The 17,643-nt window shown below is 72.9% G+C and carries 12 protein-coding genes; all 12 read left to right on the forward strand.

Features of this window, described 5'->3' with window-relative positions; genetic code table 11:
* The first annotated feature begins 136 nt into the window (after positions 1-136).
* The 12 genes from YU1_RS0102030 (at position 137) to lanM (ending at position 17,643) form a co-directional block, all read left to right on the forward strand.
* Positions 137-3,139: a xanthine dehydrogenase family protein molybdopterin-binding subunit gene (locus YU1_RS0102030; protein ID WP_029002655.1), complete on the forward strand. Its 3,003-nt coding sequence runs from the start codon at positions 137-139 to the stop codon at positions 3,137-3,139.
* Positions 3,136-3,960 (forward strand): FAD binding domain-containing protein, encoded by an 825-nt coding sequence (locus YU1_RS0102035; protein WP_029002656.1) that lies wholly within the window; start codon positions 3,136-3,138, stop codon positions 3,958-3,960. The genes YU1_RS0102030 and YU1_RS0102035 overlap by 4 nt, the downstream gene beginning before the upstream one ends.
* Positions 3,948-4,466, forward strand: coding sequence for a (2Fe-2S)-binding protein (locus tag YU1_RS0102040; protein ID WP_029002657.1), 519 nt, complete (start codon positions 3,948-3,950; stop codon positions 4,464-4,466). The genes YU1_RS0102035 and YU1_RS0102040 overlap by 13 nt, the downstream gene beginning before the upstream one ends.
* Positions 4,459-6,006: an AMP-binding protein gene (locus tag YU1_RS0102045; protein ID WP_029002658.1), complete on the forward strand. Its 1,548-nt coding sequence runs from the start codon at positions 4,459-4,461 to the stop codon at positions 6,004-6,006. The genes YU1_RS0102040 and YU1_RS0102045 overlap by 8 nt, the downstream gene beginning before the upstream one ends.
* A gap of 41 nt (positions 6,007-6,047) precedes the next feature.
* A complete protein-coding gene (locus YU1_RS0102050; protein WP_029002659.1) occupies positions 6,048-6,854 on the forward strand; it encodes an enoyl-CoA hydratase/isomerase family protein in 807 nt (268 codons plus the stop codon).
* A gap of 36 nt (positions 6,855-6,890) precedes the next feature.
* Positions 6,891-8,219, forward strand: a complete 1,329-nt coding sequence (locus YU1_RS0102055; protein WP_029002660.1) for an MFS transporter — start codon at positions 6,891-6,893, stop codon at positions 8,217-8,219.
* Between the two features lie 62 nt (positions 8,220-8,281).
* Positions 8,282-10,006 carry a thiamine pyrophosphate-binding protein gene (locus YU1_RS0102060; protein ID WP_029002661.1) on the forward strand — a complete coding sequence of 575 codons (1,725 nt, stop codon included), beginning with the start codon at positions 8,282-8,284 and terminating at the stop codon, positions 10,004-10,006.
* Between the two features lie 17 nt (positions 10,007-10,023).
* On the forward strand, positions 10,024-11,475 hold the full coding sequence (locus tag YU1_RS0102065; protein ID WP_035713236.1) for an aldehyde dehydrogenase family protein: 1,452 nt from the start codon (positions 10,024-10,026) through the stop codon (positions 11,473-11,475).
* Between the two features lie 39 nt (positions 11,476-11,514).
* A complete protein-coding gene (locus YU1_RS0102070) occupies positions 11,515-13,221 on the forward strand; it encodes a GMC family oxidoreductase (protein WP_029002663.1) in 1,707 nt (568 codons plus the stop codon).
* Positions 13,222-13,388: 167 nt separating this feature from the next.
* A complete protein-coding gene (locus YU1_RS0102075; RefSeq protein WP_084539590.1) occupies positions 13,389-14,198 on the forward strand; it encodes an SDR family NAD(P)-dependent oxidoreductase in 810 nt (269 codons plus the stop codon).
* Positions 14,199-14,308: 110 nt separating this feature from the next.
* A complete protein-coding gene (locus YU1_RS0102080) occupies positions 14,309-14,611 on the forward strand; it encodes a hypothetical protein (RefSeq protein ID WP_029002665.1) in 303 nt (100 codons plus the stop codon).
* Between the two features lie 209 nt (positions 14,612-14,820).
* A complete protein-coding gene (gene lanM / locus YU1_RS0102085) occupies positions 14,821-17,643 on the forward strand; it encodes a type 2 lanthipeptide synthetase LanM (protein WP_029002666.1) in 2,823 nt (940 codons plus the stop codon).

Genomic DNA, 17,643 nt, shown 5'->3' on the forward strand with positions numbered 1-17,643 from the left:
GCCGCAGCACATCGAATGAGACGCATCGGTAAGTCGTGAGACGGCGGGACATGGCTCCCGCCGCCTCCGCCCGGCACCCTCCGGCCAATGAAGCGCCGCCGCCAAGGCCGCGCGCCGCACGAGGAAATCGCCGGACATGCTCGATGTCCCCCAACAGGACGGCTGGATCGGCCGCGCGGTCGAACGGGTGGAAGACGCCGCCCTGCTGACCGGGCGCGGCCGCTTCATGGACGATCTCGGGACCCGGCCCGGTACCCTCCACATGGCGATCCTGCGCTCGCCTCACGCCCATGCGGACATCCTCGGCGTGGACTGCGCGACGGCCGGCGCGCTGCCCGGCGTCGAGGCGGTGCTGACCGGCGCGGACATCGCCCGCCTCACCACCAGCCTCGTCGTGGGCGTCAAGGCCCCGGTGTCCTGCTGGCCGATGGCGGTGGAGCGGGTGCGCTATGTGGGCGAACCGGTGGCGCTGGTGGTCGCTCGCGACCGCTACGTGGCGGAGGATGCGCTCGACCTCATCGAGGTGCGCTACGCCACCCGCGCCGCGGTGGTGGACCCGCTCGCCGCGATGGACGACGGCGCCCCCCTGCTCCATGACGGCTTCCCGCGCAACACCGCCTCCGACCGCAGCTTCCGCTATGGCGACCCCGAGGGCGCCTTCGCCGCCGCCGCGCGGCGGGTGTCCATCGCGGTCCACTATCCGCGCAACTCCTGCACCCCCATCGAGACCTACGGCCTGGTGGCCGAATACGACCCCGGCGAGGACGCCTATGACGTCCTCGCCAATTTCCAGGGTCCGTTCTCCATCCATGCGGTGATCTCCCGCGCGCTGAAAGTGCCGGGCAATCGCCTGCGCCTGCGCACCCCGCCGGACAGTGGCGGCTCGTTCGGCGTCAAGCAGGGCATCTTCCCCTACATCGTGCTGGCGGCGGTGGCCGCCCGCGTCGCCGGACGGCCGGTGAAGTGGATCGAGGACCGGCTCGAACACCTCATGGCCTCGGTCTCCGCCACCAACCGCGCCACCACGCTCACCGCCGCCGTGAGCGCGGACGGCCGGGTGAGCGCGCTCGACTGGGACCAGGTGGAGGATTGCGGCGCCCACCTCAGGGCCCCCGAGCCCGCCACGCTCTACCGCATGCACGGCAACCTCACCGGCGCCTATGACATCGCCCACGTCAGCGTACGCAACCGCGTGGTGGTGACCAACAAATGCCCCACCGGCCTCAATCGCGGCTTCGGCGGGCCGCAGGTCTATTTCGCGTTGGAGCGGCTGATGCAGCGCATCGCCGTCGAGCTCGGCCTCGACCCGCTGGAGGTGATCCGCCGCAACCTCGTTCCCGCCGCCTCCTTCCCTTATCGCACCGCCCCCGGCGCGCTGCTGGACAGCGGCGACTATGCCGGCACCCTGGAGGCGGGCATCGCCGAGGGTGGCCTTGCCGCGCTTCTCGCCCGCCGCGACGCGGCCCGCGCGGAGGGCCGGCTCTACGGCATCGGCTATGCGGCGGCGGTGGAGCCGTCGGTCTCCAACATGGGCTATATCGCCACCGTCCTCACCCCCGCCGAGCGCCGCAAGGCGGGGCCGAAGAACGGCGCCCAGGCCACCGCCACGGTGTCCATCGATCCCGTCGGCTCGGTGAGCGTGCATGTGGCCTCGGTGCCGCAGGGCCAGGGCCACCGCACCGTGCTGTCCCAGGTGGTGGCGGACGCCTTCGGGCTCACCCCCGGCGAGATCCGCGTCAACACGGAGATGGATACGGCGAAGGACGCCTGGTCCATCGCCTCGGGCAATTATTCCAGCCGCTTCGCCGCAGCCGTGGCCGGCGCGGCGCAGATCGCCGCCGGGCGCCTCGCCGGGCGCCTCGCGCGCATCGCCGCGAGCCAGCTCAACGTGCCGCCGGACGAGGTGGTGTTCGCCGGCGGCAAGCTGTCCGCGCGGAGCAACCCCGCCAATGCGCTGGCCTTCTCGCGGGTCGCCGCCCTCTCGCACTGGTCGCCCGCTCAGCTGCCGGACGGCCTGGCGCCGACCATCCGCGAGACCGCCTTCTGGACCCCGCCGGAGCTGACGGCGGCGGACGAAGAGGACCATATCAATTCCTCGCTCTGCCACGGCTTCATCTTCGACTATTGCGGCATCGAGGTGGACCGCGACACCGGCGAGATCCGCATCGACCGCTATGTCACCGCCCATGACTGCGGCACCATCCTGCATCCCGGCATGGTGGACGGGCAGATCCGCGGCGGCTTCGCCCATGCGCTGGGCGCGGCGCTGCTGGAGGAATATGCCTACGGCCCGGACGGCAGCTTCCTGACCGGCACCTTCGCCGACTATCTGCTGCCCACCGCCACCGAGGTGCCGGACCCGGTCATCATCCATACCCAGACGCCCTCCCCCTTCACCCCGCTGGGTGCCAAGGGCGTGGGCGAGGGCAATTGCATGTCCACCCCCGCCTGCCTCGCCAATGCGGTGGCCGATGCGCTGGGCGTCGCCGACATCCGCCTGCCGCTGGTGCCCTCCGGCGTCGCCGCCCTGATCCAGGGCGAGGAACGCGCCGCACCGCCCGATGCCAAGCCGCGCGGCGGCGCCCCGAAGGCGGCGGGCGCGAAAGGCGAGAAGCTGATGCGCGGCGAGGGCGCGGCGCAGGTGCGCGCGGCGCCGGAGGCGATCTGGGCCATGCTGCTGGACCCGAAGACGCTGGAAGCCATCATCCCCGGCGCCCACGGTGTGGAGAAGATCAGCGACACCCATTTCCGCGCCGACGTCACGCTGGGCATCGGCCCGGTGAAGGGCCGCTACCGCGCCGAGGTCACGCTGTCCGATCTCGATCCGCCGCGGGCGGTCACGCTCGGCGGCAAGGTGGAGGGCAATCTCGGCTTCGGCGGCGGCCAGGGCCGCATCACCCTTACCCCCGATGGGCGCGGCGGCACCGAGGTCGCCTATGTCTACGAGGCGTTCGTGGGCGGCAAGGTGGCCAGCATCGGCGGCCGCCTGCTGGACGGCGCCGCCAAGGTCATCATCGGCCAGTTCTTCGCCGCTTTGGCGCGGCGCGCGGGCGGCGCAGCGGGCACGACGCCCCGGCCCGGCCTGCTGGCGCGCCTGCTGTCCCTGTTCTCCCGCACGCCGAAGGAGGGCGGCCGATGAAGCCCGCACCGTTCGATTTCGTGCGCGCCGCCAGCCTCGATGAGGCGCTGGGCGTGCTGAAGGCTGAAGGCTCCGACGCCCGCGTCATCGCCGGCGGCCAGTCCTTCATGGCCATGCTCAACATGCGGCTCGCCAGGCCCAAGGTGCTGGTGGACATCATGCGCCTGCCCGAACTGGCGACCCTCGCCCAGGCGCGGGACGAGGTGGTGGTGGGGGCCGGCGTGCGCCAGGCGCAGCTGCTCGCCTGGCCCGATCTGCCCCGCGCGCTGCCGCTCATCGCCAAGGCCCTGCCCTACACCGGCCATGTGCAGACCCGCAGCCGGGGCACGGTGTGCGGCTCCATCGCCCATGCCGACCCGAGCGCCGAGCTGCCGCTCTGCCTCGTGGCGCTGAACGGCCACGTCCACCTCGCCACCGCCAAGGCCCGGCGCAAGGTGGCCGCGGCCGATTTCTTCACCGGCATGATGGCCACCGCCAAGGCCGACGACGAGATGATCGAGGCGGTGTCCTTCCCCGTCGCCGGCGGCGCGGGCACGGCGTTCCGCGAGATCGCCCGGCGGCACGGCGACTTCGCCATCGTCGCCTGCGGCGCGCTGGTCTCCGGCACCGCCATCCGCCTCGCCATCGGCGGCGTGGCGGACATGCCCGCCGCCCGCGATTTCCCGCTGCTGGAGGGTTCCGCCCTGGACGATGCGCTGAACGCCTTCGCCTACGAGCTGGACGCCCGCGACGACGTGCATGCGAGCGCGCGCTACCGCCGCGAGCTGGTGCGCCGCATCGGCCGCGCCACCATCGAGGAGGCCCTGAAATGCCGCGCCTGAGCGCCGAGGGGCGCCATGCCGTCGCCTTCACCCTGAACGGCCGCGCCGTGGACGGGGTGGCCGAGCCGCGCATGCTGCTGTCCGATTTCCTGCGCCACGTCATCGGCGCCACCGGCACGCACGTGGGCTGCGAGCACGGCGTGTGCGGCGCCTGCACGGTGGAGGTGGACGGCATGCTCACCCGCGCCTGCCTGACGCTGGCGGTGCAGGTGGAGGGCAGCGCCATCCGCACCGTGGAGGGGCTCGCCCCCGCGCCCGACCGGCTCTCGGTGCTCCAGGCCGCGTTCCGCCGGCATCACGCGCTCCAGTGCGGCTTCTGTACCGCCGGCATCCTGATGTCCCTCGACGCCTTCCTCAAGGCGACGCCGCGCCCCGACGAGGCGGCGGTGCGGGACCTGCTGTCCGGCCATCTGTGCCGGTGCACCGGCTACACGCCCATCGTCCGCGCGGCCCTGGAGGCGGCCGCGGAACTTTCAGCGACCCAAGAGGAAACCGCCCATGCTTGACCTCGGCACGAGCTTCGTCGCCAGCGTCGCCCGCGATCCCGACGCCATCGCCCTGGTGGACGGGGACCTGAGGCTCACCTACCGCCAGTGGTACGCCCGCATCTCCGCCGTGGTGGCGGCGCTCGACCGCGCCGGCCTGAAGCCCGGCGATCATCTGGTCAGCATCCTGCAAAACCGCTGGGAGGCGGCGACCCTGCACTGGGCCTGCCAGTTCGCCGGCCTCGTCATCACCCCCATCAACTGGCGCGCCAAGGCGGACGAGCTGGATTTCTGCCTGGAGGATTGCGAGGCACGGGGCGTGGTGTTCGAGGAGGTGTCCCGCGAGGCGGTGAACGGCAGCCGCCTTGCCCCCGGCCTGCTGGCCATCGCGGTGGGCGCGCAGGTGCCGGACGGTGCCCTGTCCTTCGCCGCCATGGCGCAGGGCAGCGCCGCGGACGTTGCGCCGCGCGTCGGCGCGGACGCCTGGTCGATCATGCTCTACACTTCCGGCACCACCTCCAAGCCGAAGGGCGTGCCGCGCCGCCACCGGGCCGAGCGCGCCGCCGGCATCGCCCATGTGGCGCAGAACCTCTACCGGCGCGGCGAGGTCACGCTGGGCGTCATGCCGCTCTACCACACCATGGGCGTGCGCTCGCTCATCGCCATGTCGGTGATCGGCGGCGCCTTCGTCTGCCTGCCGCGCTATGACACGCGCAAGGCGCTCGACCTGATCGCCCGGGAGAGCGTCACCAACCTCTATCTGGTGCCGACCCTCTATCACGATTTGGTCTACGACCCGGCCTTCGCCGCCACCGACGTGACGAGCGTGCGCAAGCTGGGCTTCGCCGGCGCGGCCATGACCGACGGGCTGCTGAAGAAGCTCGACGCGGCCTTCGCGCCCGAGCTGTTCGTGAACCATTACGGCTCGTCCGAGATCTACACCTTCACCATCGACCAGAAGGCCAATGCCAAGCCCGGCTCGGCCGGGCGCGCCGGCATCAACCAGATGGTGCGCGTGGTGCGGCTCGACGCGCGCACGCCGGACGACATGGCAAGGCCCGGCGAGGAAGGCGAGATCATCGCGCTGCTGGCCGGAGACGAAGCCTTCGAAGGCTATTGGCGGCGCCCGCAGGCGGACGCCAAGGCGCTGCGCGAGGGCTGGTACTTCACCGGCGACACCGGCTTCCTGGATGCCGACGGCGACCTGTTCGTCACCGGCCGCATGGACGACATGATCATCACCGGCGGCGAGAACGTCTTCCCCGCCGAGATCGAGAGCTGCCTCTCGCTGCACCCCGCCGTCTCGGAAGTGGCGGTGGTGGGCCTACCGGACGAGAAATGGGGCAAGGTCGTCGTCGCCTTCATCAAGAAGGCGGCGCCGGTGGGCGCCGACGAGCTCGACCGCTACTGCCGCGACAGCGGGCTGGCCAATTTCAAGCGCCCCCGCCGCTTCGTGTTCGTGCAGGACATCCCGAAATCGCCCGTGGGCAAGCTGCTGCGGCGCTTCCTCGTCGCCGGCGACTACACCCCAGAGGACGCGCCGGCGCAGGGCGCCGCCTGAACGCACGCACCCATTCCCGCTTTCACATCAAGGAGCACAAGATGCCGTCCCCCATGACCTTCGCCGATCCGCGCCTCACGCAGCTGGACGGGTTCCGCGTCGAGATCGACGAGGCGTCCGAGCGCGCCGACATCGTGCTCGACCGCCCGCCCTACAACATCGTCTCCATGCCCGAGCGCGACCAGCTCCGCCTGGTGTTCGAGGCGCTCGACGCGGATGACCGCGTGCGCGTCATCGTGGTGCGCGCCGTGGGCGAGCATTTCTCCTCCGGCGGCAACATCAAGGGCTTCATGGAGGCGACCCCCGAGCACGTCTCCAAGCTGGCCTGGAACATCGCCGCCCCGGCGCGCGCCGCCAAGCCGGTGATCGCGGCCAACCGCGGCTACTGCTTCGGCGTCGGCTTCGAGCTGTCGCTGGCCTGCGACTTCCGCATCGTGACCGACACCACCCAGTACGCCCTGCCCGAGCAGAAGCTCGGCCAGATCCCCGGCTCGGGCGGCTCGGCGCGGCTCCAAATGATGGTCGGCATCACCCGCACCAAGGACATCGTGATGCGCTCCAAGCGCATCTCCGCCCAGCAGGCGCTGGACTGGGGCATCGCCACCGAGAAGGTGGCCGACGCCGAGCTGGAGGCGGCCACCGACGCCTTGGTGGCGGAGCTGCGGGCCTTCTCGCCCATCGCCCAGCGCACGGCCAAGAAGCTGCTCAACGACACCGAGGATTGCCCGCTCTCCATCGCCATCGAGCTGGAGGGCCATTGCTACAGCCGCCTGCGCCAGTCGCACGACTTCAAGGAAGGCGTCGAGGCGTTCCACGAGAAGCGCAAGCCGGCCTTCACCGGCCTCTGAGAAGCCGCGCCGGCACATCCAGGGAGGAAACCAAGAATGTCGACAAGTGACATCCCCGCCACCGGCGCCGCTGCGCGGCCGGTGGACAACAAGCAGATGATGAGCGCCATCATCGCCTCGGTGCTCGGCTGGTCGCTCGATCTGTTCGACCTGTTCATCCTGCTCTATGTGGCGCCGGTGGTGGGGCAGCTGTTCTTCCCCTCCACCCATCCCACATGGTCGCTGGCGGCGGTCTACGCCTCGTTCGCCGTGACGCTGCTGATGCGGCCCATCGGCTCGGCCATCTTCGGCCATTATGCCGATGCCCACGGCCGCAAGGGCGCCATGCTGGTGGCGATCGTCGGCGTCGGCTTCTCCACCGCCGCCTTCGGCCTGCTGCCCACCATCCACCAGGTGGGCGCGGCCGCCCCCATCATCTTCCTCGCGCTGCGCCTCGTGCAGGGCGTGTTCGTGGGCGGCGTGGTGGCCTCCACCCACACCATCGGCACCGAATCCGTGCCGGCGAACTGGCGCGGCTTCATGTCGGGCCTGGTGGGCGGCGGCGGCGCCGGCATCGGCGCCCTGCTCGCCTCCATCGTCTTCCTCATCACCTCCACCGTCTTCCCCGGCGAGGCGTTCGCGGAATGGGGCTGGCGCTTCATGTTCTTCTCCGGCCTGCTGTCCTCCTTCCTCGGCTGGTTCATCTTCCGCAACCTGGAGGAGTCCCCGTTCTGGAAGGAGATGCAGAAGCAGAAGGCGGCCAAGAAGGCGGCCAAGACCCCGCTCAAGGAGCTGTTCTCCGGCGGCTATCGCAACGTGCTGCTGGTCAACCTGCTCATCACCATCGGCGGCGGCGCGGGCTACTATCTGACGTCCGGCTACATGCCGACCTTCCTGAAGCTCATCAACCAGCTGCCCAACCACGTCTCGTCCTACATCCTCATGGCGTGCAGCGTCTCGGCCTTCGTGGCGGCGGTGCTGGTGGGCATGCTGAGCGACGTGATCGGGCGCAAGAAAACGTTCCTGATCATCGGCGTGCTCGCCATCATCCTGCTGCCGACCTTCTATCTCGGCATGGCCAGGACCACCGACCTCACCTCCATCGTGCTGTTCTCGCTCGGCATCGCCTTCGTCGGCAACGCCGGCTACGCGCCGGTGCTGATCTTCCTCAACGAGCGCTTCCCGACCGCCATGCGCGCCACCGGGACGGGGCTGTCGTGGAACATCGGCTTCGCCATCGGCGGCATGATGCCGACCTTCGTCTCGCTGGCCAGCCCGACGCCCGCCGACATCCCCCTGTCGCTGTCCATCTTCGCCGGCGGCGTGTTCGTGCTCTACCTCATCGGCACCCTCATCGTGCCGGAGACCAAGGGCCAGTTCCGCTGATACTCCTTCCGCGCCGGCCGCACGGGCCGGCGCGGACCTCGATCCAGCACACGGGCAGGACCATGATTGAGACGTCGCATTCGCGTACCGGCGGCCAGATCCTCGTGGACGCGCTGAAGATCCATGGCGTGGACACGGTGTTCTGCCTTCCCGGCGAGAGCTTTCTTGCCGCCATCGACGCCCTCGCCGGCGCCACCGACCGCATCCGCACCATCGTCACCCGTCACGAGGCGGCGGCGGCCAACATGGCGGAAGCCTATGGCAAGCTCACCGGGCGGCCGGGCGTGTGCTTCGTCACCCGCGGCCCCGGCGCCAGCCACGCCGCCATCGGCGTGCACACCGCCTCGCAGGATTCCACGCCCCTCGTCCTGTTCATCGGCCAGGTCGGCCGCGCCATGCGCGGGCGCGAGGCGTGGCAGGAGGTGGACTACCCGCAGATGTTCGGCGGAATGGCCAAATGGGTGGTGGAGGTGGACCAGGCCGAGCGCCTGCCCGAGCTGGTGTCGCGCGCCTTCCACGTCGCCGTCTCCGGCCGCCCCGGCCCGGTGGTGGTCGCCCTGCCGGAGGACATGCTCGCGGGCGGCGCCGTCACGGCCGACGCGGAGGCCTACCGGCGCGTCGCCGCCCATCCCGGACAGGCCGAGATGGAGCGCATGCGCGACATGCTGGAGGCCGCCGAGCGCCCGCTGGTGATCGTCGGCGGCGGCGGATGGGACGCCCCGGCGACCCGCGACTTCCAGCGCTTCGTCGAGGCGTTCGATCTGCCGGTGGCCGCCGCCTTCCGCCGCCAGGACATTCTCGACAATCACCACCCCAACTATATCGGCCACGTCGGCCTCGGCCCCAGCCCCAGGCTGGTGGAGCGGGTGCGCGCCGCCGACCTCATCCTCGCGGTCGGCCCGCGCCTCGGCGAGACCACCACCAGCGGCTACACCCTGTTCGACGTGCCGCGCCCCGCCCAGCGCTTCATCCATGTGCATGCCGACCCGCTGGAACTCGGCCGGGTGTACCAGGCGGACCTGTTCATCAATGCGGGCCTGCGCGAATTTTCCGCCGCCGCGGCCACCCTGCGCCACAAGCCCGCCGCCGGCTGGCACACCCGGTCCCGATGGAGCGGCGAGGTGAAGGCGGCGCGCGCCGCCTATCTGGCCGACCAGACGCCCGGCCCCATGCCCGGCGCGCTCGATCTCGGCGCGGTGATGCTGCATCTGCGCGAGACCCTGCCGAAGGATGCCATCCTCACCAACGGCGCCGGCAACTATGCCATCTGGGTGCACAAGTTCCACCGCTACGGCGGCTTCCGCACCCAGCTCGCGCCGACCTCCGGCGCCATGGGCTACGGCCTGCCCGCCGCCATCGCCGCCAAGCTGCTGCATCCCGCGCGCGAGGTGGTCTGCTTCGCCGGCGACGGCTGCTTCCTGATGAGCGGGCAGGAACTGGCCACCGCCTGCCAGTATGGGGCGGGCGTCGTGGTGATCGTGGTGGACAACGCCATGTACGGCTCCATCCGCATGCACCAGGAGAAGGAATATCCCGGCCGCGTGTTCGCCACCGCGCTCACCAACCCGGATTTCTGCGCCCTCGCCCGCGCCTATGGCGCCTTCGCCGAGAGGGTGGAGGACACTGCCGCCTTCGCGCCGGCCTTCGCCCGCGCCCGCGCCTTCGCGGCGGAGCAGTCGCGGCCCGCGCTGCTGGAACTGAAGATCGATCCCGACGCCATCACCCCCAGCGCCACGCTCACCCAGTTGCGCGCGGCCGCCCTGAAGGCCGGGCACGGCGCCCGCTGACCCTGCCGGAGGCATCCATGACCGCCATCTCGCCGCTCACCGCGCAGCACCTCATCGACGGCGCCTGGCAGGGCGCCGCCGACGGGGCCACCGGCGCCAGCCTCGACCCCGCCACCGGCGCCGTGCTCGGCCATTTCGCCGCCGGCGGACGGGCGGACGCGGAAGCCGCCATCGCCGCCGCCCGCCACGCCTTCGAGCGGCCGGACTGGGCGCAGGCCCCGCGCCTGCGCCAGATGGTCATGCTGCGCTGGGCCGACGCCATGGAGCACAAGGCCGAGGCGTTGGCGCGCCTGCTCACCGCCGAGAACGGCAAGCCTCTGGCCCAGTCGCGCGGCGAGATCGCCGGCGCCATCTCGGAGATCCGCTATTATGCCGGCCTCGCCCGCCACATCCCCGGCCATGTGCTGGAGGTGGAGCCCGGCGCCTTCGCCACGCTGCTGAAGGAGCCGGCCGGGGTCGCCGGCCTCATCATCCCCTGGAACGCGCCCGCCGTGCTGCTGATCCGCGCGCTGACCCCGGCGCTGGCGGCGGGTTGCACCTGCGTGGTGAAGCCGGCGCCGCAGACCGCCCTCGTCACGGCGGAGATCCTGCGCACGCTGCACGCGGCGGAGGGGCTGCCGAAGGGCGTGCTCAACCTCGTCAGCGAGACCGGCCATGCGGTGGCGCAGTGCCTCGTGACCTCGCCGGAGGTGGACGTCATCTCCTTCACCGGCTCCAACGCCACCGGCGCGCGCATCATGGCCGACGCGGCGCCGACCATGAAGAAGCTGTCGCTGGAATTGGGCGGCAAGTCCTGCTGCCTGGTGTTCGAGGATGCGGACGTCGCCGCCGTGGCGCCGAAGCTGGCGGCGGCGGCCACCATCATCGCCGGCCAGCAATGCACCGCCGCCCGCCGCATCCTGGTGCACGAGAGCCGCTACGACGAGATGAAGGCGGCGCTGAAGGCCCTCGTGGTCGCCCCCGGCGATGCGGCGGGTTCGCAGATGGGCCCGCTGATCGACGCCGCCGCCCGCGCCTCCGTGGGCCGGCGGATCGAGGAGGCCATGGCCGCCGCCGACGAGGTGGTGCTGGCCGGCACCCGGCCCGGCGGCGCGCTGGAGCGCGGCTTCTTCCTCACCCCCACGCTGGTGGCGCACGAGGACACCGGCGCCTTCTTCGTCCAGGAGGAGATCTTCGGGCCGCTGCTGGTGATCGAGCGCTTCGCCGACGAGCGCGACGCGGTGCGGCGCGCCAACCACACGGACTTCGGCCTCTCCGCCAGCGTGTGGACCCGCGACGGCGCCCGCGCCCTGCGGGTTGCCCGCGCGCTGCGCAACGGCACGGTGTGGATCAACGACCACAACAAGCTGTTCGCCGAGGCCGAGACCGGCGGCTACCGGCGCAGCGGCCTCGGCCGGCTGCACGGCTATGACGCGCTGATCGACTTCATGGAGATCAAGCACATCTACCAGGAGGCCGGCGTCGTCTGAGCGCCCGCCCCGCTTCCGGCCCGAGGTTCCGAGCATCCCATGGCTTCCAGCGACGCACCTGTCTTCGATTACGTCATCGTCGGCGGCGGCTCGGCCGGCTGCGTGCTGGCCAACCGCCTGTCCGCCGACGCCCGGACGCGGGTGCTGCTGGTGGAGGCGGGGGCGGACACGCCGCCCGGCGCGGTGCCGGCCGCCATCTCGGACAGCTATCCCATGGGCCTGTTCCACGGCGACCGCTTCCTGTGGCCCGGCCTCACGGCCCGCACCACCACCCGCCCGGACGGCACGGCGGGCGTGCGCGCCTATGAGCAGGGCCGCGTCATGGGCGGCGGTTCGAGCGTCAACGTGCAGTCGGCCAATCGCGGCCTGCCGCGCGACTATGACGAATGGGCAGCGCTCGGCGCCACCGGCTGGGGCTGGGAAGACGTGCTGCCGTTCTTCATCCGGCTGGAGCGCGATCTCGATTGTGGCGGCCCGCTGCATGGCACGGACGGCCCCATCCCCATCCGCCGCATCCTGCCGCCGGACTGGCCGCCGTTCGCGGAGGCGGCAACCCGGGCGTTCGCCGCCGGCGGCCTGCCGCGCCTCAGCGACCAGAATGGCGCGTTCGAGGACGGGGTGTTCCCGCCCGCCTTCAGCAACGAGCACGACCGGCGGGTGTCCACCGCCGTCGGCTATCTCGATGCGGCGACGCGGGCGCGGCCGAACCTCGCCATCTGGCCGCAGGCGCAGGTGGTGCGGCTCATGATGGCTGGCCCCCGCGCCACCGGCGTGGAGGTGGCGCGGGAAGGCCGGCGCGAGACCGTCCGGGCGGGGCGCGTGGTGGTGACGGCGGGGGCGCTGCAGACGCCGGCCTTGCTGATGCGCGCCGGCATCGGCCCCGGCGCCGATCTCGCGACGCTGGGCATTCCCGTCGTCCTCGCCCGCGACGGCGTGGGGCGGAACCTGCGCGACCACCCCACCCTGACCTTCTGCCAGTATCTGCCGGCGCATTTGCGCCTGCCTGCCGCTTACCGGCGTGCCAGCTTCGCCGCGCTGCGCTTCTCCTCCGGCGTCGCCGGGGCCGAGGCGTCGGACATGTACATGACCGCCTCGGCGCGGGCCGGCTGGCACGCGCTCGGCCGCCGGCTCGGGCTCTATTTCCTGTGGTGCAACCGGCCCCAATCCAGCGGGCGCGTGCGCCTCGCCTCGGCCGATCCCATGGCCTATCCCGACGTGGATCTCGGCCTGCTCGGCCATCCGCAGGACGTGGCGCGGATGATGGCGGGCGTCCGCCTGCTGGTGCGCCTCGTGGTGAGCGACGCGCTCAATGCCAATCCGGCCGACCTGTTCCCCGCCGGCTTCACGCCCGCCATCAAGCGCCTGAGCGCGGTGTCGCCCGGCAACGCGGCGCTGACCGCCGTGCTCGGCGCACTGCTCGACGTGCCCGCCGCCCTGCGCGGCGTCCTGCTGCGGCGCTTCATGTCGGGCGGGGCCATCGGCGCGATCCTCGCCGACGACGCGCGGCTGGAGGCTTTCGTGCGCGCCAACGTGTTCGGCGTCTGGCACGCCAGCGGCACCTGCCGCATGGGCGATGCGGACGACCCCGAGGCGGTGGTCGATCCCACCGGCCGGGTCATCGGCACGGAGAATCTCTATGTGTCCGACGCCTCGGTGATGCCGCGCCTGCCCAGCGCCAACACCAACATCCCGGTCATCATGATCGCCGAGAAGATCGCCGCCGGCCTGCTGCGCACGCCCGCCTGAACGGTCCCGAAGGCGGTCCTGGCGCGCCGCCCGCCGCCGCGCCGCGATTTTCGGGTGGCCATGGCCGGGAGCCGGTGTCTCCATGGCGGCGGCGCGCCATCGCGGCGATGCGCGGCCGGCCGTCTCGGGGAGACCATCATGAACCAGCTTTTCACGCGGCGCCGGCCATGAGCGCCCCGACCCTGGCCGACCTCGCCGGCCCCCTGCCCGATCCCCGGCCGAACGGCCGGCTGGCCGGCAGGATCTGCCTCGTCACCGGGGCCACCAGCGGCATCGGCCGGGCCGCCGCCGTGCGCATGGCGCAGGAAGGCGCGGCCGCCGTGGTCATCGCCGGCCGCCGCGCGGAGCTGGGCGCGGCGGTGGCGGAGGCGGTGCGCGAGGCCGGCGCCGAGAGCCTGTTCGTGGCCACGGACGTGACCCGGGAGGAGGATGCAGCCGGGCTGGTCGCCGCCGCGCTGGCGCGCTTCGGGCGGCTCGACGCCGTGTTCAACAATGCCGGCTTCCAGGAGAAGCGGGCGCCGCTGGCCGAGCAGGACGAAGCCACCTTCGCCCAGGTATTCGACACCAATGTGCGCGCGCTGTTCAACGCCATGCGCCACCAGATCCCGGCGCTGCTCGCGGCCGGCGGCGGCGCCATGGTGAACAACACCAGCGTCAGCGGCATCCGCAACCCGAACCCCGGCCTGTCGCTCTACGGCGCCTCCAAGGCCGCCGCCATCGCCCTCACCCGGTCGGCGGCGATGGAATATGCGCCGCGCGGCGTGCGCATCAATGCGGTGGCGCCCGGCCGGGTGGTCACCGACATGATGCTGGCCTCCGGCATCGCCGACATGCGCCACGTGGCCGCCGGCCTGCCGCTGCGCCGCATGGGCCACCCGGAGGAAGTCGCCGCCGCCGTGACCTGGCTGTTGTCGGACGAGGCCGGCTACATCGTCGGCCACGTGCTGTGCGCGGACGGCGGCTTCCTGGCCGGCTGATCCGCGGGGGCATCGCTTCGGGTGCCGGGCACGCGCCCGTGGCGGGCTGCGGCTTGATCGGCCGCGTTTTGCCGTGTATCGCCAAGGTTCCATCCTTGGGGGGAACACACATGGCCGAGCAGAATCCGGAGCTGGAAAAGCTGAAGGCGCTCATCGCGTCGGACACGGACATCCTGAAGGGCATCGCCGGCTCCGGCGACGTGAAGCTCGCCGCGAAGGCGCTGGCCGAGTTCGCCGCCACGCGCGGCATCCAGCTGACGCAGGCAGAGATCGAAGGCGTGTTCGCCGCGCGCGACACCAGCGCGCCCACCAGCATGGAGCCCCTGGACGACGCCGCGCTCGACCATGTCTCCGGCGGCGGCTCGCCCTACTGCATCTTCACCAAGGGCTGCTACTGCATCTTCACCAAGTGACCGGCGGCGGCCCCGCCGCTCCTGTCCGACAGCACCGGCCGGGCGCGCCGCCGCGCCTGGCCGCCACGCGCGCCCGAACCGCCGCATGACGCCGCGCCGGACCGTCGGCCGTGGCAGACGCCAGCGGCCGGCTCGCGGCCAGGAAAGCGCTACTGGCAGAGCGCCGCCCGCAGAGCGCCACCAGGAAAGCACCACCGGAGAGCGTCCCCGTGCCGTCCACGACCGCGCCCTTCCTGGATCTTCTCAGCCCCCTGCTGGAACCGGCCGCCCCGCGCCTGCGCGCAGCGCTCACCGGCATCGCCGTGGCGCCCGGCGTCCATGGTGCGCTCCACGCGGCGCTCGGCGCGCGGCTGAGCGAGGTCGCCGCCCCGGCCCTGGTGGAGGCGTTCCGCGCCGATGCGCCGCTCCCCGCCGTGGCGCGCCTGTTCGACGCGGCCCCGGACGGAGTGCCCCGCGAGCGCTACGCCGCCTTCGTCGCCGCCTTCGTCGCCGCCTTGGGCAACGCCGGCCTTGATGCCTGGCCGGTGCTGCGCGACCGCCTCGCCACGCTCTGCGCCGACCGCGAGCGGAACCTTGCCTCGTTCGCGCGCCATCTGGCGCAGGACGGCCCTTCGCTCTGCGCCCGCCACCCCGCCTGGGGCGGCAGCGTGCCGGAAATCACCGATCTCGCGCTCGGCCTGTCCGATCCCCATGCGGGCGGCAGGAGCGTCATCCGCGTCACCTTCGCGGACGGCACGCGCCTCGCCTACAAGCCCCGCGCCCTGGCCGCCGAGGCCGCCTTCGGCGCGCTGCTGGGCACGCTCGCGGACGATGACCGGGCGCCCCGCCAATACGCGCCCTGGGTGCTGGACCAAGGCGACCACGGCTGGATGGAATGGGTGGCGCCCGCCCCGCTCGGCGACATGGACGCGGCCCGCGCCTACATGGCCCGCTGCGGCGGGCTGCTGGCCCTGCTCGGCCTGCTGCGCGGCGGCGACATCCATCCGGACAATCTCGTCCCGGCCGGCGCATTCCCGGTGATCGTCGATCTGGAATGCCTGTTCCAGCCGAGCCCCGCCGACCTCGGCCTGCCCGACCCGCTGGACGACCCGCTGCTGTTCTCCAACGGCCTGCTGCCGGTGTTCACCGCGTTCGACGGCGGCGCGTCGCTGGTGGCGATCGCCGCCGCCGGCGCCGGCCCGGTGCCGCTCAGGCCCGAGACCCACGTCGCGCACGCCGGGACGGACTGGCTGCATCTGGCGGACCGGCTGGTTCCCAGCTTCGCGGAAGGCCCCCGCCTGGGCGAGGCCGTGCTGGACGTGCGCGACTTCGCCGGAGAGGTGGCGCACGGCTTCCAGGCCACGCTGGCGGCGCTGCTGCGTCGCCGGGCCGACCTCACGGCCCCAGATGGCGCGCTGGCGCGGTTCCGCGACGTGCCGTGCCGGCTGCTGTGCGCGCCGACCAACCTCTACGCCCTGCTGGCCGCCTCGGCGCTTTCCGGCGACGGCGCCCGCGCCGAGGCCGCGTTCACCCGGCGGGCCGCCCGCGCCGCCGGCCGCCCGCCGCTGATCGCGGACGCGCGCGCCTGGGCCGCCGTGCTGGCGGCCGAGGCCGTGGCGCTGGCCCGCCTCGACATTCCCGCCTTCACCTTCACGCCGGGCAGGCGCGAGGCCGCCTCCGTCGAAGGCGCCGGCCTCGGCCCGGTGTTCGCCATCCCGATGTACGACCGCGTGGCCGCCGATTTCGCCGCGCTGGATGCGGCGACGATCGCCGACCGCGCCGCTCTGGTGCGCGCCGCGCTCCGCCGCCCGCCGCCGGCACAGGCGCGCGCGGAGGCGGCCCCGGCCGCCCCGGAGCCGCGCGCGGTGCTGCGCGGCATCGCCGACCGCATCGCCGGCCTCGCGGTGCCGCAGGGCACTGAGGGGGCCACATGGGTGCGGCTGTGGGAGCAGATCCCGGCCCTGGTGGCCCCAGCCGGTCCGGGCCTCTGCTACGGCGCCACGGGCACGGCGGTGTTCCTCGCCGAGGCCGGCCGCGCGCTTGAGGATGAGCATATGCTCGGCCTGTGCCGCAAGGCGCTGCACCCGCTGCGCGCCGCCGTCCGGCGCGGCGAGAGCGCGCGCCTGGCGGCGCGGTTCGGCCCCGGCTATGGGCGCGGCCTCGGCGGCATGGTCGCCGCCTTCGCCTGGTGCGCCGGGCTGCTGGACGACCCCGCCCTGGCGCAGGACGCGCTGGCGCTGGCGAAGGCCGCCGACGCCGCCCTGGCGGCCGCTCCCGGCGCGGCGGATGTGATGGACGGCGCGGCGGGCCTCGCCCTGGGGCTGGCGGCGCTGGCGCGGCAATGTCCCGAGGATCCGTGCATTGCCGCCGCCCTCAGCGCCTGCGGCGCCGCCATCCTCGCCGCCTCCCGCCCCGCCGCGCCCGGCCTGCGCCACTGGCCGGACCGCCGCCGCCCGGGCCTGCCCGGCCTGTCGCACGGCGCCGCCGGCATGGCGGCGGCGCTGGTCCACATCCACACCCTCACCGGGCAAAGCGAGGCCCTCGCCGCCGCGCGGGAGGCGCTCGCCTATGAGGACACGCTGTTCGACCCGCAGGCGCGCAACTGGCCGTCCGGCGGCGGGTCCGGCCACCACCTGTCGTCCTGGTGCCATGGCGCGCCGGGCATCGCCCTTGCCCGCACGGCGATAGGGGCGGCGCTGGGCGAGGACGCCGGGCTGGGCGACAGCGCGCGGATCGCGCTGGAGACGGCGCGCATCACGCCGGTGAACGAGGTGGACGACCTGTGCTGCGGCGAGGCCGGCCGCCTGGAGGTGCTGTCAGTGATCGCCGGGCGCGGCGAACCCGGCCTGCAAACGGACATCGACGCCGCCCTCGCCGCCCGCCTGCCCGACTGGGCGGCCGGGCGGGCCCGCATGCTGGCCGCCGGCGCGCCCGGCGCGCCGGAGGATGCCGCGCTGTTCCGCGGCTGGGCGGGGATCGGCCACGTGCTGGTGCGGCGGCTGGCGCCGGAATGCGCCTGCGACGTGCTGCTGCCCTGGCCGGCGCCGCGCTGA

Origin of the sequence: Azorhizobium doebereinerae UFLA1-100 (assembly GCF_000473085.1) — a bacterium.
Taxonomy (GTDB): Bacteria; Pseudomonadota; Alphaproteobacteria; order Rhizobiales; family Xanthobacteraceae; genus Azorhizobium; species Azorhizobium doebereinerae.

Bases quoted from the DNA above. Each gene is read 5' to 3' on its own strand.
- YU1_RS0102030 (WP_029002655.1), top strand. From the start codon at position 137: ATGCTCGATGTCCCCCAACAGGACGGCTGGATCGGCCGCGCGGTCGAA.
- YU1_RS0102035 (WP_029002656.1), top strand. From the start codon at position 3,136: ATGAAGCCCGCACCGTTCGATTTCGTGCGCGCCGCCAGCCTCGATGAG.
- YU1_RS0102040 (WP_029002657.1), top strand. From the start codon at position 3,948: ATGCCGCGCCTGAGCGCCGAGGGGCGCCATGCCGTCGCCTTCACCCTG.
- YU1_RS0102045 (WP_029002658.1), top strand. From the start codon at position 4,459: ATGCTTGACCTCGGCACGAGCTTCGTCGCCAGCGTCGCCCGCGATCCC.
- YU1_RS0102050 (WP_029002659.1), top strand. From the start codon at position 6,048: ATGCCGTCCCCCATGACCTTCGCCGATCCGCGCCTCACGCAGCTGGAC.
- YU1_RS0102055 (WP_029002660.1), top strand. From the start codon at position 6,891: ATGTCGACAAGTGACATCCCCGCCACCGGCGCCGCTGCGCGGCCGGTG.
- YU1_RS0102060 (WP_029002661.1), top strand. From the start codon at position 8,282: ATGATTGAGACGTCGCATTCGCGTACCGGCGGCCAGATCCTCGTGGAC.
- YU1_RS0102065 (WP_035713236.1), top strand. From the start codon at position 10,024: ATGACCGCCATCTCGCCGCTCACCGCGCAGCACCTCATCGACGGCGCC.
- YU1_RS0102070 (WP_029002663.1), top strand. From the start codon at position 11,515: ATGGCTTCCAGCGACGCACCTGTCTTCGATTACGTCATCGTCGGCGGC.
- YU1_RS0102075 (WP_084539590.1), top strand. From the start codon at position 13,389: ATGAGCGCCCCGACCCTGGCCGACCTCGCCGGCCCCCTGCCCGATCCC.
- YU1_RS0102080 (WP_029002665.1), top strand. From the start codon at position 14,309: ATGGCCGAGCAGAATCCGGAGCTGGAAAAGCTGAAGGCGCTCATCGCG.